The sequence below is a fragment of the Streptomyces sp. NPDC002537 genome, from assembly GCF_053594975.1.
In genome coordinates this window covers 1-16,074 of record NZ_JBSFWT010000007.1, presented here as the reverse complement: position 1 = coordinate 16,074, position 16,074 = coordinate 1, and the positions used below count along the sequence as shown (strand labels likewise).

At 69.6% G+C, this 16,074-nt stretch carries 12 protein-coding genes and 1 pseudogene; 4 read left to right on the top strand and 9 right to left on the bottom strand.

The window, feature by feature from the left end; translation table 11 throughout:
• The first annotated feature begins 72 nt into the window (after positions 1 to 72).
• From ACWD4A_RS05045 to ACWD4A_RS05035, 3 genes are all read left to right on the top strand, one after another.
• On the top strand, positions 73 to 1,125 hold the full coding sequence (locus tag ACWD4A_RS05045; RefSeq protein ID WP_451189662.1) for a ParA family protein: 1,053 nt from the start codon (positions 73 to 75) through the stop codon (positions 1,123 to 1,125).
• Entirely contained in the window at positions 1,122 to 2,228 is a 1,107-nt protein-coding gene (locus ACWD4A_RS05040; RefSeq protein WP_451189660.1) for a ParB/RepB/Spo0J family partition protein, read from the top strand. Before ACWD4A_RS05045 ends, ACWD4A_RS05040 begins: the two co-directional genes overlap by 4 nt.
• Positions 2,229 to 2,526: 298 nt before the next feature.
• Positions 2,527 to 3,144, top strand: a complete 618-nt coding sequence (locus ACWD4A_RS05035; RefSeq protein ID WP_451189657.1) for a GNAT family N-acetyltransferase — start codon at positions 2,527 to 2,529, stop codon at positions 3,142 to 3,144.
• 79 nt (positions 3,145 to 3,223) lie between these two features.
• Here ACWD4A_RS05035 and trxA read toward each other — a convergent pair whose 3' ends face one another.
• From trxA to ACWD4A_RS05000, 7 genes are all read right to left on the bottom strand, one after another.
• Positions 3,224 to 3,553, bottom strand: coding sequence for a thioredoxin (gene trxA, locus ACWD4A_RS05030; protein ID WP_451189655.1), 330 nt, complete (start codon positions 3,551 to 3,553; stop codon positions 3,224 to 3,226).
• 41 nt (positions 3,554 to 3,594) lie between these two features.
• Positions 3,595 to 4,563 (bottom strand): thioredoxin-disulfide reductase, encoded by a 969-nt coding sequence (trxB, locus tag ACWD4A_RS05025; RefSeq protein ID WP_451189652.1) that lies wholly within the window; start codon positions 4,561 to 4,563, stop codon positions 3,595 to 3,597.
• A gap of 114 nt (positions 4,564 to 4,677) precedes the next feature.
• On the bottom strand, positions 4,678 to 5,664 hold the full coding sequence (locus tag ACWD4A_RS05020) for a hypothetical protein (RefSeq protein ID WP_451189650.1): 987 nt from the start codon (positions 5,662 to 5,664) through the stop codon (positions 4,678 to 4,680).
• Entirely contained in the window at positions 5,661 to 6,350 is a 690-nt protein-coding gene (gene sigM / locus ACWD4A_RS05015; protein ID WP_451189648.1) for an RNA polymerase sigma factor SigM, read from the bottom strand. Before sigM ends, ACWD4A_RS05020 begins: the two co-directional genes overlap by 4 nt.
• Before the next feature lie 33 nt (positions 6,351 to 6,383).
• A complete protein-coding gene (locus tag ACWD4A_RS05010; protein ID WP_451189646.1) occupies positions 6,384 to 8,102 on the bottom strand; it encodes a protein kinase family protein in 1,719 nt (572 codons plus the stop codon).
• A gap of 109 nt (positions 8,103 to 8,211) precedes the next feature.
• Complete coding sequence (gene murJ, locus ACWD4A_RS05005) at positions 8,212 to 10,458, bottom strand: murein biosynthesis integral membrane protein MurJ (protein WP_451189644.1); 2,247 nt, start codon at positions 10,456 to 10,458, stop codon at positions 8,212 to 8,214.
• Positions 10,459 to 10,503: 45 nt separating this feature from the next.
• Complete coding sequence (locus ACWD4A_RS05000; protein WP_451189642.1) at positions 10,504 to 12,792, bottom strand: DUF6049 family protein; 2,289 nt, start codon at positions 12,790 to 12,792, stop codon at positions 10,504 to 10,506.
• Positions 12,793 to 12,999: 207 nt separating this feature from the next.
• On the opposite strand from ACWD4A_RS05000, the gene ACWD4A_RS04995 reads away from it, so the two are divergent.
• Entirely contained in the window at positions 13,000 to 14,475 is a 1,476-nt protein-coding gene (locus tag ACWD4A_RS04995) for a CCA tRNA nucleotidyltransferase (RefSeq protein WP_451189639.1), read from the top strand.
• 93 nt (positions 14,476 to 14,568) lie between these two features.
• Here ACWD4A_RS04995 and ACWD4A_RS04990 read toward each other — a convergent pair whose 3' ends face one another.
• Together ACWD4A_RS04990 and ACWD4A_RS04985 are read right to left on the bottom strand one after the other, a co-directional pair.
• On the bottom strand, positions 14,569 to 15,840 hold the full coding sequence (locus ACWD4A_RS04990) for an MFS transporter (protein ID WP_451189636.1): 1,272 nt from the start codon (positions 15,838 to 15,840) through the stop codon (positions 14,569 to 14,571).
• A 121-nt stretch (positions 15,841 to 15,961) separates the two neighbouring features.
• Positions 15,962 to 16,074: pseudogene (locus tag ACWD4A_RS04985) on the bottom strand (inositol-3-phosphate synthase); the annotation flags it as partial.

Genomic DNA, 16,074 nt, shown 5'->3' with positions numbered 1-16,074 from the left:
CCTCGTTCATCCACAGGCGCAGTGGATTCATCCACAGGAGAACGGGCCTCGCTGGTTCACGACCCCGAAAGCATGGCAGGCTCTGTCTATTGCGAGCCTGATGTCGAGGAGAGTGAATCCTTGCGGTCCGACGCCAATATCGCGGGGCCGATGGCCGACCCGGTCCCCGGTCCCCGTCCCGCCGACTCCGATCCAGGGGCTGAACCAGGCCCTCTGGCTGCCGGGGAGGCCGTTTCACATGAAACGCCACCGGCCCCGATGCCCCGGCCGGAGCAGACCCGGGTGATGGTGGTCGCCAACCAGAAGGGCGGGGTGGGCAAGACCACCACGACCGTGAATCTGGCGGCCTCCTTGGCGCTGCACGGCAACCGCGTGCTGGTCATCGACCTCGATCCACAGGGCAATGCGTCGACGGCGCTGGGCATCGATCACCATGCCGACGTCCCGTCGATCTACGACGTCCTGATCGACAGCAGGAAGCTCTCCGATGTGGTGCAGCCCGTGCGCGATGTGGAGGGGCTCTTCTGCGCGCCCGCCACCATCGACCTGGCGGGCGCCGAGATCGAGCTGGTCTCCCTGGTGGCCCGGGAGAGCCGGCTGGACCGGGCGATCCAGGCGTATGAGCAGCCGCTGGACTACATCCTCATCGACTGTCCGCCGTCGCTCGGTCTGCTGACCGTCAATGCGCTGGTCGCCGGTGCCGAGGTGTTGATCCCGATCCAGTGCGAGTACTACGCGCTGGAGGGCCTGGGGCAGCTGCTGCGCAATGTCGAGCTGGTGCGGGGGCACCTCAACCCCAAGCTCCATGTGTCGACGATTCTGCTGACGATGTACGACGGCCGGACCCGGCTGGCCTCCCAGGTGGCCGACGAGGTCCGCAGCCACTTCGGCCATGAGGTGCTGCGCACCAGCATCCCCCGGTCGGTGCGTATCTCCGAGGCGCCCAGTTATGGGCAGACCGTTCTTACCTATGACCCGGGTTCCAGCGGGGCGCTGTCCTATCTGGAGGCCGCCCGGGAGATCGCACTGCGGGGGGTCGGCGTGCATTACGACGGAAGCAAGGCCCATATGGTGGGCCGTCAGCAACAGCAGGACCAGCACAGCATGTCGGAGGGGCTGCAGTGAGTGAGCGACGTAGGGGACTGGGCCGTGGGCTCGGTGCGCTGATTCCGGCGGCACCCAAGAACACGGACAACGCGGTACCGGCGGGGCACGGTACGACGTCGCCGACCGCGGTGCCGGTACTGACGGCCGAGCGTGGCATGCCCGCACCGGTGGTGACGCCGTTGTCCGCGGAGGACATCGTCGTTTCACGTGAAACGGAAGCCGTGTCGTCCGCCCCGGTCGAGACGGCGGACGTGGAGAGTGCGGCCGGCGCCCACTTCGCCGAGCTGCCGTTGGACTCCATCACGCCCAACCCCCGGCAGCCCCGCGAGGTCTTCGACGAGGACGCCCTGGCGGAACTGGTCACTTCCATCCGCGAGGTGGGGCTGCTCCAGCCGGTCGTCGTACGGCAGCTGGCCCCGGAGCGCTATGAGCTCATCATGGGCGAGCGGCGCTGGCGGGCGTGCCGGGAGGCCGGACTGGAGAAGATCCCGTCCATCGTCCGGGCGACCGACGACGAGAAGCTGCTTCTCGACGCGTTGCTGGAGAATCTGCACCGCGCCCAGCTCAACCCCCTTGAAGAAGCCGCTGCCTACGATCAGCTGCTCAAGGACTTCAGCTGCACCCATGATGAGCTGGCGGGCCGGATCGGGCGCTCGAGGCCCCAGATCTCCAATACGCTGCGGCTGCTGAAGCTGTCGCCCGCGGTGCAGAAGAGGGTCGCGGCGGGCGTGCTGTCCGCCGGGCACGCCCGTGCGCTGCTGTCGGTCGACGACGCGGAGGAGCAGGACAACCTTGCGCGTCGTATTGTCGCCGAGGGCCTGTCGGTGCGCTCCGTGGAGGAGATCGTGACCCTGATGGGCTCCGGTCCCCGGAGCTCGGCGAAGGCCAAGGGGCCGCGTGCCGGAGCGCGTGTCTCCCCGGCGCTCACCAGCCTGGCCTCGCGGTTGTCGGACCGCTTCGAGACCAGGGTGAAGGTCGACCTCGGGCAGAAGAAGGGCAAGATCGTCGTCGAGTTCGCCTCGATGGAGGATCTGGAGCGAATCCTGGGCACGCTCGCCCCGGGCGAGGGGCGTGTGCTGGAGCAGAAGCTCGCCACCGAGGATGCGCACGGCGCCGGATAGGGGTCGGGACGGATGTCCTCAGGGCGGGTTGTGTTTCACGTGGAACACAACCCGCCCTTTGCCTTTCTCCGCTGTTCGCTCCAACCATGCCCGGATACGATGCGTTGGGTATGGCGCATCCACGTTGGACATGGTTCACGGAGGGCGGGTCCATGCGAACGGTGAGCCGGACCGGACTGTTGGCAACGGGCCTTGGCCTGGGGGCAGTCGGCGGATTCGTCGGCAGTCTTCTCAGGGAGCGGAGCGCACTGAGCGCCGCCCGGAGTGTGGCACGCGACGGAAATGAGGATTTGGCTCCATGGGGCGTCGGCTCGTACCGCTCACGCTGGACAACCTCCCGGATCTCCCCGCACGCTGTCGATCCTGCGTCTTCTGGGAGTTGGACCCCGTCAGTGGTGAAGCCGCGCTGAAGGCGGGCCGCCCGGAGCTGGAGAAGGAAGCCTGGATCTCCGCGGTTCTGCTGGACTGGGGCTCCTGCGGTCGAGTGGTCTACGTCGATGAGGCGCCGGTGGGCTTTGTGCTCTATGCGCCGCCCGCCTATGTGCCCCGCTCGGGTGCGTTCTCCACCAGTCCTGTCGCCGCCGATGCGGTGCAGTTGATGACGGCGTGGCTCGCTCCGGTCCACCAGGGCCAGGGGCTGGGGCGGGCGATGGTGCAGACCGTTGCCAAGGATGTCCTCCGGCGTGGCTTCAAGGCCATCGAGGCATTCGGCGATGCCCACTGGAAGGAGCCGGCGTGCGTGCTGCCCGCCGACCATCTGCTCGCGGTGGGTTTCAAGACCGTACGGCCGCATCCCCGCTATCCCAGGCTGAGGCTGGAGCTCCGTACGGCGCTCTCCTGGAAGGAGGACGTCGAGCTGGCGCTGGACCGGCTGCTCGGCGCGGTACAGAAGGAACCTGCCCTTCGCCCGCTGTAGCAGTGGCCGAGGCGAATACGCGAACAGGCCCGCCCTCGACCGAGGGCGGGCCTGTTTCACGTGAAACAGCGGTTGCTGCTTACTTGGCGGAGATGAACTCGGCCAGGTCGCGCTCGATGGCGGCCTTGGGCTTGGCACCGACGATCGTCTTGACGACCTCGCCACCCTGGTAGACGTTGAGCGTCGGGATCGACATGACGCCGAACTTGGCGGCGGTCGTCGGGTTCTGGTCGATGTTCAGCTTGACGATCTCGATCTGGTCGCCGTACTCGGCGGCGATCGCCTCCAGGGAGGGAGAGATCTGGCGGCACGGACCGCACCACTCTGCCCAGAAGTCCACCAGGACGGGCTTGTCGCTCTTGAGAACGTCCTCGTCGAAGGAAGCGTCGGTTACGGCCTTGAGAGCCACGGAGGTCTCCTTAAATCTCTTCTTGCGGGGGTGGGGCGGGGTCAGGCGGTCTTCTCGGGCTCCCGGGCGCTCTCGGCGTCCGAGAGGGACGCGAGGTAGCGCTCGGCGTCGAGTGCGGAGGAGCAGCCGGTACCGGCTGCGGTGATGGCCTGCCGGTAGGTGTGGTCCACGACGTCACCGGCGGCGAAGACGCCGGTCAGGTTGGTGCGCGTGGAGGGGGCGTCGACCTTGAGGTAGCCCTCGTCGTCCAGGTCCAGCTGGCCCTTGAACAGCTCGGTGCGGGGGTCGTGGCCGATCGCGATGAACAGGCCGGTCACCGGGAGCTCCGAGGTCTCACCGGTCTTGAGGTTGCGCAGGGTCAGGCCGGAGAGCTTGTTGTCACCGTGGATCTCGGCGACCTCGCTGTCCCACACGAAGGAGATCTTCGGGTCCGCGAAGGCCCGCTCCTGCATGGCCTTGCTGGCGCGCAGTGCGTCACGGCGGTGGACGACGGTGACGGACTTCGCGAAGCGGGAGAGGAAGGTCGCCTCTTCCATCGCGGTGTCGCCGCCGCCGATCACGGCGATGTCCTGGTCCTTGAAGAAGAAGCCGTCGCAGGTGGCGCACCAGGAGACACCACGGCCGGAGAGCTCGTCCTCACGGGGCAGCCCGAGCTTGCGGTGCTGGGAGCCGGTGGTGACGATGACGGCCTTGGCACGGTGGACCGTACCGGCGGAGTCGGTGACCGTCTTGATCTCGTCGCTCAGGTCGACCGCGATGACGTCGTCCGGGATCAGCTCGGCGCCGAAGCGCTCAGCCTGGGCCCGCATGTTGTCCATCAGGTCGGGGCCCATGATCCCCTCGCGGAAGCCGGGGAAGTTCTCCACGTCGGTGGTGTTCATCAGCGCACCGCCGGCGGTCACGGCGCCCTCGAAGACCAGCGGCTTCAGGGAGGCGCGGGCGGTGTAGAGCGCGGCGGTGTAGCCCGCGGGCCCGGAACCGATGATGATCACGTTGCGGACGTCGCTCACGGGAGTCTTCCTTGTCTGCCGACTGCTGTCTCGGGTCCTTGCGAGGTTTCACCCCACCCAACGGATCCTACGGGGCGAGCATTCCCGACAGGCGACAGCTCGGTCCGGAGCGGCTCAGGAACGCGGCAGCGTCCGCTTCAGCAGAACCTCCCCGGGCGCGGGCGGAGCCGCTGAGACACAGGCCGAAGCGACGACGTAGGCGTCGACGAACGAGGAGTCGGCGGGATGGGGCAGCACCACCAGGTAGGCGGCCGCCCCCTTGTAACTGTCGGGCTGGGCGGCCAAGGCCTGCTCCGAGCGGCCGATGCCCTGCTGGACACAGGCGGGGGCCGTGGCGCCGAAGTCGCGCATCGTGGTCTCGGAAGAATTCTCCGATTTCTTGCCCCGGGACTCGGTGGCCTTGAACGGCGTCTTCAGCAGCTCGTGCACCCGGGTCTTGAGATCCCCCGAGGCGAGGACGTCCGGCTGTTGACTCTCCTGGACCGCCTGAGGGCTGTTCTGGTGTCCGCCGCTGCTCCCGGGGTGGAGGAAGAAGACGCCGGCCCCGAGTGCGGCAATGGCGCAGGCGGCGCCGAGGAGGGGCCTCGGCCAGTGTCGGGAGCGGCCCGGCCGGGTCCGCTGAGGGGACGGCGCCTGCCGACCAGGGCCGGTCGCCGCGCGAAGGCGCGAGGTGGGACGCCGGTCGTTGGTTTCACGTGAAACACGGGGGTGGGCGGCCATCGTGGTTTCACGTGAAACGTCTTCCGCGGAGCGTGCCGCGGTTTCACGTGAAACAGGCTCGGCTGCGCTCGTTTCACGTGAAACGAGCGAGTCCGTGTCGTCGGCGCCAGGGGCGGAGCCTGTGGTCGAGTCGAGGAGCGCTTCCGCGGCGAGTGCCGCGTCGATGCGGCCCGCGATGTCCTCGGGCATCCGGACCGGGCCGGGGAGCGTGCCCAGTAGGGTCCGGATCTCGTCCAGGGAGCTCCGTACGTCCTCGCACAGGCCGCAGTCCGCCAGATGCTCCCGCAGATCCGCGGTGCGTGACGGGGAGAGCAGCCCATCGGTGAGCGCGGAGATCTCGGCGACCTCCGGGTGCTCATCCGTGCCGGTCGTCGAAGTCACGCTCGCCCACCTCCACCCTTCACTGGATCTGCGTCACTCTGTCCTGCCGGTGGTGGGACGGACGCCCCCTGCGACCGGTTCCTTCCCCCGCCGAGGGGTGGGTTACCCACGCCATCCGGGCGCAGATGGGTGAGCATCGGCAGCAGCCGGGCCCGGCCCCGAGCGCATCTGCTCTTCACGGTGCCGACGGGGACGTCCAGTACCTTGGCCGCCTCGGCGACGGGATAGCCCTGCATGTCGACGAGGACGAGCGCCGCGCGCTGGTCAGGCGGGAGGGTGGCCAGTGCCTGGAGCAGTTCGCGGTGCAGATCGCCGCGCTCGGCCGGCGCGGCCGCGGACTCATGGGGTTCGAGGAGCTGTTCAAGCCGTTCGGTCTCGGCGAGGGGTGCGGTGCGCCGGGAGGCGGCTTTGCGCGCCCGGTCCAGGCAGGCGTTGACGGTGATGCGGTGCAGCCAAGTGGTGACGGCGGACTGTCCGCGGAAGGTGTGGGCGGCCCGGTAGGCGGAGACCAGCGCGTCCTGCACGGCGTCCGCGGCTTCTTCCCGGTCGCCGAGCGTGCGGAGGGCCACTGCCCAGAGGCGGTCGCGATGGCGACGCACCAGCTCGCTGAAGGCGTCGGAGTCGCCGTTCACATGCAGGGCGAGGAGATCGGCGTCGCTCTTGTCGTCGCGTGTGACGTCGTCCAACGTCGAGACCCTCCCCCTGGGCTCGGAGCGCTGCTAGTTGCCGAGGACCCTGATCTCCGAGATGCCGCCTCGGTAGGTGCCGCCCCCAGGCTGTTCGGGCGGCAGCTCGGTGATATGGATCAACACGTAGCGGGTCTTCACCGGCTTGTCGGCGTTTGCCTTGAGCTCTTCTCCGACCCGGTCAAGCTTGATGATTCGCTTCGGGAAGTCGTCGAGCTTGGGCTTGGACGGCATCGAGGCCGACGGGTCGGCGCCGAGCACCTCCACGGTCTGGCCCGGCCTGTACATGGTCACGTCGACGCCGGAGACGTTCTTGATGTCGCCAAGGTCGACGATGATGCCGCTGCCCTGTAGGCGCCAGTCGAGGTTGCCGAAGTTGGCATGCGTCTTGAACTGGCTAGTGATCCATGCTGTCTTGGGATCACCATCCACGGCCCTCGAGACCTTGTCCCCTTGAATTGGGTCACCGAGTGGAGAGAACTCCGTGGCGTCCTTGATCTCCAGCTTCTTTATGTCCGGCTTCTTGTCGCCCGGTCCGTCGCCCGACTGGGAGTGGGTTCCGCCGGAGGAGTCCCCTTCCTTCAGCAGCGTGTCCGCCAGCTGCCAGCTGCCCAGGCCCAGCGCCGCGATGAGCAGTGCGGAGACGCACCACTTGAGCGCCCTTCCTGTGCGGCTCTGGAGCGGGGGCGGTGGTGGCACCGGTGCGGGCTGGGGCCGGCCGTTGCGTGACGGCGGCTGTCCGTACGCACCCTGCTGGTATGTCGTGCGCTGGTAGCCGCCCGGCGGCATGGCGAAGGACGACTCCGGCGGCCGGATGCGGGGCATCGCGGCGACCGCCTTGGCCAGTTCCTCCGGGGTGGCGCACGGCTTCTCCTGCCGTGACGCCGTGGCCCCGTCGTTGACGAGTGCGCGCATCGCGAGCTCGGAGAGACCGCGGTGGACTCCGGCCCGCACCTGGTCGGGTGCGATGAGGCCGGTGCCCTTGGGCAGGCCGGGGAGGCCGTGGGCGTTGCTCTCGTAGGGCCAGCGCTGGGTCAGCGAGGCGTACAGCAGGGCGCCGATGGCCTCGGTGTCGGTGCGCTGGGGGTGCTCGGAGGAGATTCCGCGCAGGGCGGCCATGACGGCGAGGCCGCGGATGCGGTACTGGCCGGTCTCGGTCCGCAGGACGGAGCCGGGGTGGAGACGGAGGTGCGCGAGGCCCTCGCGGTGGGCGGCGGCCATCGCCTGCGACACCTGGCTGACGAGCTGGTAGGCGTCGTGCGGCTCCAACGGCCCGGCCGCGAGCACGGAGCTGAGCTCGGTGGCGTCGGGCAGCCACTCATGGACCACGTAGACGAGCTCGTTCTCCTCGACGGCGTCGAGGACCTGGACGAAGCGGGGGTCACCGAGCAGGGCGGCGGAACGGGCCGCGGCGAGCACCGGGCGGGCCCGCGGGTGGTCGGCGGGCAGGATGTGGACGCCGACCGCACGACGGAGCTTCTCGTCGACCGCGCGCCAGCTGCTGAATCCCTCCAGACGGGTGACGCACTCCTCCAAGCGGTACCGCTTGGCGAGCTTGTGGCCGCTGTGGAGCTCGGGAGCCTTCGGATCGCGGGTGGTGCCCTGGGCCTCCGTGCGCGAGGCGTCCTTGTGCGTGCCGGTGCTGCTCGCGGCCTGCGCACCGTCGGTCGTGGCCTTGCCCGCCTTGGCGGTCAGCGGCTTGCTGTCGCTGCCGGCTGCCACGTCGACGGCAGCTGTGCTCCGTTCCGCCACCGTCGTTCCCGCCTCCCCATCCGTTGCACCCTGTCCACAGCCAAGACAATTGTGCCCACAGTCCGGCGCTATGCACGACACGCGGCGGCGGGCGATGGTTGTGCTCCGGTCAGCGTCCGAGCCGTCCGCGGACCATACCGACCATGGCGGTCAGCTCCTCGACGCGCATCCGCTTCGCGGCGATGTAGAAGACGCCGATCAGGATGAGACCACCACCGATCAGAGCTGCGAGCGAACCGGCGAATCCACGACCGAGAACCTGACCGATCCCGTACGCGATGGCCCCGCCGATGAGGGCCGCGGGGATGCACGCACCGGCCAGCCTGGCGTACGTCCGGAGAACGCGCGCGCCGTCCAGATCGCCACCGAGCCGGGTACGCAGTCGGCGCCAGGCGACGACGACGCCGACGGCGTAGGCCAGGCCGTACGAAGCGGCCATGCCCGCCACGGCCCAGCGCGCCGGCAGGACGAGGTAGCTGATGACGGCGCCCAGCGAGTTGGCGCCGGCGACGATCAGGGTGTTGTAGAAGGGGGTGCGGGTGTCCTCGTAGGCGTAGAAGCCGCGCAGGATCACGTATTGCGCGGAGTACGGGACGAGCCCGATGCCGAAGGCCATCAGGATGAAGCCGATGTTCGTGGCGCCGCCGGTCCCGGAGGTGGAGAACATCAGCGTGGCCATGGGCACGCCGAGCGCGAGGAAGGCGAAGGCGCAGGGCACGATCGCGACGGCGGATGTCCGCAGGCCGTGCGAGAGGTCGTCGCGGACGGCGGCCACGTCGCCGTCGTGGGCGGCGCGGGAGATCCGGGGGAGGACAGCGGTCATCACCGAGACCGTGATGATGGCCTGCGGCATCTGCCAGAGCTGCAGGGCGAAGTTGAAGGCCGTGATGCCGGTGCCGTCGTGGTGCGACTTCGCGGCGAGAGCGCCCGCTCGGGTCGCGAGCTGGGTCAGGACGACCATGCCGAGCTGGTTGGCGAGGACGAAGAGGAACGTCCACTTGGCGAGACCCAGGGCCTTGCCGAGGCCGTGGCCGCGCCAGTCGAACCGCAGCCGGAGCCGGAACCCGGTCTCACGGAGGTACGGGAACATGGCCAGCGCCTGTACGGCGAGGCCGAGCAGGGTGCCGAGGCCGAGCAGGCGGACGCCCTCGGAGGGGATGTTGGCGGCGCTGACACCGCTCGTGATGGAGCCGCCGTAGACCCAGATGAAGGCGCCGAAGGTGGCGATCACGACGATGTTGTTGAGGACCGGGGTCCACATCATCGCGCCGAACTTGCCGCGGGCATTGAGGATCTGCCCGATGACGACGTGCACGCCCATGAAGAACATGGTGGGCAGGCAGTAGCGGGCGAACGCCACCGCGACGTCCAGCTGGCCGGGGCTGGAGCTATTGTCGGGCATCATCGCCCGGACCACCACCGGTGCCGCCAGCACACAGACGGTGGTGATGGCGCCCATGAGGACCACGACGAGGGTGAAGAGCCGGTTGGCGTACGCCTCGCCGCCGTCCTCGTCGTTCTTCATCGAACGCACCAGCTGCGGGATGAACACGGCGTTGAGCGCGCCGCCGCCGACGAGGATGTAGATCATCGTCGGCAGGGTGTTGGCTACCTGGTAGCTGTCGTTGAGGGTGCTGACGCCGATCGCGGCCGCCATCACGAGGTTGCGGCCGAAGCCCAGGATGCGGGAGACGAAGCTGCCCGCGGCCATCACCGCGCTCGACTTCAGCATGCTCGCCGCTTTGCCGCCGCCCTTCGCGGGGGCCGCGGGAGCCTCCTGCTCGGGATCGGGTTCCGTCGCGGGGGGCTGCGGGAGCGGCGGGACCTGCGGCGACTGGGCCGCGTACTGGCCGGGCCCCGGAATCGGCTGGCCGGCCGGGCGCTGCGGCTCGTACGGCTGCTGCTGGTCCCGGTAGAGGTGCGCGAAGGCGTCCCGTTCCGGGCGCTCCTCCGCCGCGTCCTGGCCGACGGGGCCGCCGACACCGGGGAACTGCGTCGTGGGCTCGTCACCGTACGGGCGCGCGGGAGCCTCGGGCTGCTGCGGTGCACCCGCCCACAGTCGCGGGTCCGGGCCCTGCTGCGGCGTGGACTGCTGCTGGTGGAGCGGGAAGGTGTTCTGGTAGGTGCCGGGCGGTGAGGGGTGCGCGGCACGGTCGTACAGCGCGTCGTTCATCGGGTCCTGCGCGGCCGGGTCGTGCTCGGGGTACGGATCCGAGGCGTACGCGTCCCGGAGGTAGGGGTCCCGGGCGTACGGGCCCTGGCGGGACGGGTCCGGGACGGGCGGGGGCGGCGGGTACGCGCCCCGCTGCTCACCACCCGCGCCCTGCCCGCGGTCACCGTCGTACGGCGCGTTCATCGCTACCCCACCTCATCGTCCGCGGCCGACCGGCCCCACTACACGTCAACGGTCCACTTTCTCACCTGAGCCGGATGGGTCAGTGCTTTCCGACCCGGTGTCCGGAACCGGGGCATCCGGCCGTCCGGGGCTGTCGTCGCCCGGACCGTCGGTCCCGGAGTCTCCCCCGTTCTCCGTCCCACCAGCGGCGGATCGCTTGCGCTGGATGTAGATGCGGAGGCCCGCGAGAACCAGAAGGAGTACGCCACCTGCGATGACGATCAGCACCATAGGGGTGATGGACGTGACATGCACAGTGAAGGTCATCGGCTCGCCGTAGGGCTGGCCTTCGTCCGTGTACAACCGGGCCGTGACCTGGACCGGACCGTTGGCATTGGCCGTCGTTTCGAACTTCACCGACTGGTTGTGGCCGCCGTCGATCTTTACCTGCTGGGCCTCGCCCACCTTGAGGCGGTTCGGTCTGCTGGACTCCAGGACGAGGCGCAGTCCGGAGATGCCCTGCAGGAGGCCGTTGCGGACCGTCACAGGGATGGTCGCGCTGCGCCCGGACAGGGTCGCGTCGGACTTCGGGATGAGCTGCACCTGGCGCTTGAGCTGGTACAGGTACGACTGCACGGCGTTGCGGAACTCCGCGGCCCCCCGGGCGTCACCGCGCCAGGAATTGGACATCTCCCGCATGATCGCGCTGCCGAACGGGGTGACCACGCGGTCCTGCGAGGTGAGGATCACCTTGAAGCTGTCCAGGGCCTCCTGGGTCTTCTGGATCTCCTCGAAGGCGTCGGTGCCCAGCTCCTGCTTGCGGAGCGAGTCGGGGTAGGCGCCGGTGCCGGGCACCTGCTGGTTGGCGGCCGGGTCGGGCTTGGCCTTGGCGGCGTCCCCCAGGTCGATGGGCTGCGTCCAGCGATTGTCCGTGAGGCCGCCGAGGGCCGCCGCCATCGCCTGTGCCTGGCTGGTGGTGGGCATGCGCTGCGGCGCGACGACGATGCTGCGCTCGTCGTCCGGGGCCTGCTTGTTCACCAGAAGGCTCTGGGCGAGGAACCGCTGCACGGCGAGCGAGGCGTCGTCGGCCCGGATCAGATCGCCCTGGAAGCCGGTGGACAGCCGGGCGTCCGCGACCACGGCCGTGTTGCCGCCGCCGATCTGGCGGGCCGCGGTCGGGGTGTACGAGGTCCGGGACTCCCGGAGGCTGTCGCTGCGGGCGATGACGTTGTGGGCGCCGGCGGAGGTCGCCACGTCGATGATCGAGGAGTCGACCGCCCCGTCGATGGGCCAGGTGAAGTCCGTGCGCGGCTTCACCCCGAGGATGGTGTCCACGGTGGTCGCGGCGAGCTCCGTGGCGGACTGCAGGTGGCTCAGGGTGCCCGAGACGTCCTTGCCGTGGTGCGCGAGCGACGCGAGGTCCGGGTCGCCGAAGGGCAGGGCGACCACTTGGTCGCCCGCGACGGCGGTCTGGAGCTGGCTGAGCCACTGCTTGGCGACCGCCTGGCCCTTGCCCGGGGTGCTCTTCCCGTCCGGGCCGTCGACCCGGTAGCTCTTGGTCATGGCCTCGACCGTGGCGAGCAGGTCCGGGTCGATCACCCAGGTGATCGGCAGGTTCTTGCCCAGCGCCACGAGCTGCTGGAGCCTGCCGCCCGGCGCGAGCTCCGCGGCCAGGTCGTCATTGGGGAAGATCGGCGTCTGCTGCTGGTCGGACTCGGTACGGGCGGTCAGACGGGTCGCGGAGACGAGCGGCCACAGGAACGTGAGCTGCGTCTTCTTGCCCTCGACCGCGGACGGCTGCCACGGCAGCGCGGTCCGCTGGATGCCCATCACCCGCTCGTACGGCTGGTCCGAGGACTGCCCGGAGAGCGAGACGCCCAGCTGGTAGACGCCGTCCCGGCTGAGGTCCAGGTCCTTCGCCGGGAGGGAGATGCTGAAGTCGCGGCTGACGCCCGGGGGCAGCTTGTCGATCTTCTGGGTGTGGTTGCCGATCTCGGAGCCGTCGGTGCCCGAGAAGCCGGACCGTACGGCCATGTCGTCGATGTCACTGCGGCTGTTGATCTGTGGGCCCACCCGCAGGCCCACATGGGCGTCGGTGACCGTCGAGCCGCCGTTGTTGGTCACCGTGCCCGAGACCGTGATCGTGTCGTTCTGCGTCGGTGCGACGGGCGTCACAGAGCCGATGGAGACGTCGACCGTGCGGGAGCCGCCGGACTCGGCGTGCGCCGTGGGGGCCGACGGCAGCTGTACCAGCCCCATGAACAGCAGCACACCGACGAGCACCATGGCGATGTGCCGGGACCACCGGCAGGCAGCAGCGGAGGTCGTCCCCTGGAACTCTGCCGCCTCGGCCACGCGCTCGCCCGTCCCTCGTCGTCGTCAGTGGTCGTCGGTTATGCGTCCACGAATGGTAACGAGGCCCGCTGTGGCGAAGTGCCGCGGACCGCTCTGCAAGATCGTCCGCGCGGCCCGATGTCCGGGCTGCGCCGCTTTGTATGGTCTGGTGCCGTGCGCCCGTAACCGGGAGGCTCGCGGGCGCGCGGCCACGTACCCTGTTCTGTTGTGCCGAACGCCAACAATGACAGCCAGCTCCAGTCGTCGACGAACGAGCTCAGCCACGTGCAGCGCCGTGCCGTGAGCGAGCTCCTGCGGGTGTCCCCCGTGGCCGACGATCTCGCCCGCCGATTCCAGGAGGCCGGGTTCACGCTTGCCCTGGTCGGCGGGTCGGTGCGGGACGCGCTGCTCGGCCGGCTCGGCAACGACCTGGACTTCACCACCGACGCCCGCCCCGAGGACGTACTGAAGATCGTCCGGCCGTGGGCCGACGCGGTCTGGGAGGTCGGCATCGCCTTCGGCACTGTGGGATGCCGCAAGTCCGACTTCGACATCGAGGTCACGACATACCGGTCGGAAGCGTACGACCGGACCTCGCGCAAGCCGGAGGTCTCCTACGGCGACTCCATCGAGGACGACCTCGTCCGTCGTGACTTCACGGTCAACGCGATGGCCGTCGCGCTCCCGCAGAAGGAGTTCATCGACCCGCACAACGGCCTGGAGGACCTGGCCGCGCGAGTCCTGCGCACCCCCGGCACGCCGGAGGAGTCCTTCTCCGATGACCCGCTGCGCATGATGCGGGCCGCCCGCTTCGCCGCCCAGCTGGACTTCGAGGTCGCCCCCGAGGTCGTCACCGCCATGACCGACATGGCCGGGCGCCTGGAGATCGTCTCCGCCGAGCGGGTCCGCGACGAGCTCAACAAGCTGATCCTTTCCGACCACCCCCGCGAGGGCTTGAAGCTCCTTGTCGACACCGGTCTCGCCGGTCTCGTCCTTCCGGAGCTCCCGGCCCTCCGCCTGGAGCGCGACGAGCACCACCGGCACAAGGACGTGTACGAGCACACGCTCACCGTCCTGGAGCAGGCCATCGACCTGGAAGCCCCTCTCGATCAGCCGGGGGGCGGCCCCGACCTGGTGCTGCGCCTGGCCGCGCTGCTGCACGACATCGGCAAGCCGCGGACCCGTCGCTTCGAGAAGGACGGGCGGGTCTCCTTCCACCACCACGAGGTGGTGGGCGCCAAGATGACCAAGGCGCGGATGACCAAGCTCAAGTACTCCAACGAGCTGGTGAAGGACGTTTCCAAGCTCGTTGAGCTGCACCTGCGCTTCCACGGCTACGGCACGGGCGAGTGGACCGACTCCGCTGTACGCCGCTACGTCCGGGACGCCGGCCCGCTGCTGGAGCGGCTCCACAAGCTGACGCGTTCCGACTGCACGACGCGCAACAAGCGCAAGGCGAACGCCCTGTCCCGCGCGTACGACGGCCTGGAGGAGCGCATCGCCCGGCTCCAGGAGCAGGAGGAGCTGGACTCGATCCGGCCGGATCTGGACGGCAACGAGATCATGGAGATCCTCGGAATGGGTCCGGGCCCGCAGGTCGGTCAGGCGTACAAGCACCTGCTGGAGCTGCGTCTGGAGAACGGCCCGATGGGGCGGGACGCCGCCGTGGCCGCTCTCAGGGACTGGTGGGCGACGCAGGGCTGATGTGCCGGGCCGGTGTTTCACGTGAAACACCGGCGACGGAGATGGCCGAGGGGCGGTGTTTCACGTGAAACACCGCCCCTTCGCGCTCCCCGCTCACCGGCGGCGAAGGCCCACCGTCATGAAGGCGGCGACCGCCGCGTAGATCAGGGCGACGATCACCACCAGGACGGAGGAGCGGCCGTCGGGCGGCAGCATCAGGGCCGCCACGCCCGCCGCACCGACGAAGGCGGCGTTGAAGAGGACGTCGTAGAGGGAGAAGACCCGGCCACGGAAGGCGTCGTCGACCGACGCCTGGACCACCGTGTCCGTAGCGATCTTCGCGCCCTGAGTGGTGAGGCCCAGGACGAAGGCCGCGATCAGCATGGGGCCGCGCTCGAAGGGGAGCCCGAGCGCGGGTTCCAGAATCGCCGCCGCGGCGGCACAGACGGCGATCCAGCCGAGCCGCCCCAGCCGGGTCACGGCCCATGGGGTGGCCACGGCCGCCGCGAAGAACCCCGCCCCCGAGACCGCGACGGCGAGACCCAGCAGCGCCAGCCCGTCGGACTCGTTCCCGCTCCAGGCATGGCGGCAGAGCATCAGCACGGTGATCGTCAGGGCGCCGTAGCAGAAGCGCATCAGGGTCATCGCCGTCAGAGCGCGCGCGGCGGTACGGCGTTCCGCGAGGTGCCGCAGCCCGGCGACCAGGCCGCCCGCGGTGGACAGGAGCGTCATGCGCAAGGCGGCGGTGGGCGCGGAGGTGTCCGGTCCCAGCAGGCCGACGGGCATGCGCAGGGAGCAGAGAGCCGCGCCCAGATAGAGCACCGCGCCGAGGAGCACCACCAGGGCATCGGAGCTGGTGCCCTCGGGGGCCACCAACCGGACGGCGAAGGCGAGACCGCCACCCGCGGTCGCCGCGAGCGTACCGGCGGTCGGTGAGAGGGCGTTGGCCGTGATCAGGCGGTCGTGGGAGTCGACGACGCGGGGCAGGGACGCGGAGAGCCCGGCGAGGACGAAGCGGTTGATGCCGGTGACCGACAGAGCGGAGGCGTAGAAGAGCCAGTCGGGGACGCGGGCGACGACGAGGAGTGCCGTGCAGGTGGCCAGCCCGGTGCGCAGCAGATTGCCGTACAGCAGGACCTGGCGCCGCCGCCAGCGGTCCAGCAGGACCCCGGCGAAGGGTCCGAGGAACGAGTACGGCAGCAGGAGGACGGCCATCGCGGAGGCGATGGCGGTGGGGGAAGCCTGTTTCTCGGGGGAGAAGACGACGTACGCGGCGAGTGCCACCTGGTAGACGCCGTCGGCCCCCTGCGACAGCAGCCGGACGGTCAGCAGGCGCCGGAAGTCGCGGAGTTGGAGCAGGACGCGCAGATCGCGCACAACAGGCATGGCGCCCAGCCTCACACACGGCGTGGGCCCCGGGTGCGCAACCCGGGGCCCACAGACGCAACGAGGCGGTTCCGGAGCACTGTGCGGCGTTCCGCCCGGCGCTCCGTGATGCCGAGTGCTTTTAGCGCTCGACCTCGCCCTTGATGAACTTCTCGACGTTCTCACGGGCCTCGTCGTCGAAGTACTGCACCGGCGGCGACTTCATGAAGTACGAGGAGGCGGAGAGGATCGGGC

Coding starts and splice junctions, on each gene's coding strand:
- ACWD4A_RS04990 (WP_451189636.1), bottom strand. CDS start 15,840: ATGCCTGTTGTGCGCGATCTGCGCGTCCTGCTCCAACTCCGCGACTTC.
- murJ (WP_451189644.1), bottom strand. CDS start 10,458: ATGAACGCGCCGTACGACGGTGACCGCGGGCAGGGCGCGGGTGGTGAG.
- ACWD4A_RS05035 (WP_451189657.1), top strand. CDS start 2,527: ATGGGGCGTCGGCTCGTACCGCTCACGCTGGACAACCTCCCGGATCTC.
- ACWD4A_RS05045 (WP_451189662.1), top strand. CDS start 73: ATGGCAGGCTCTGTCTATTGCGAGCCTGATGTCGAGGAGAGTGAATCC.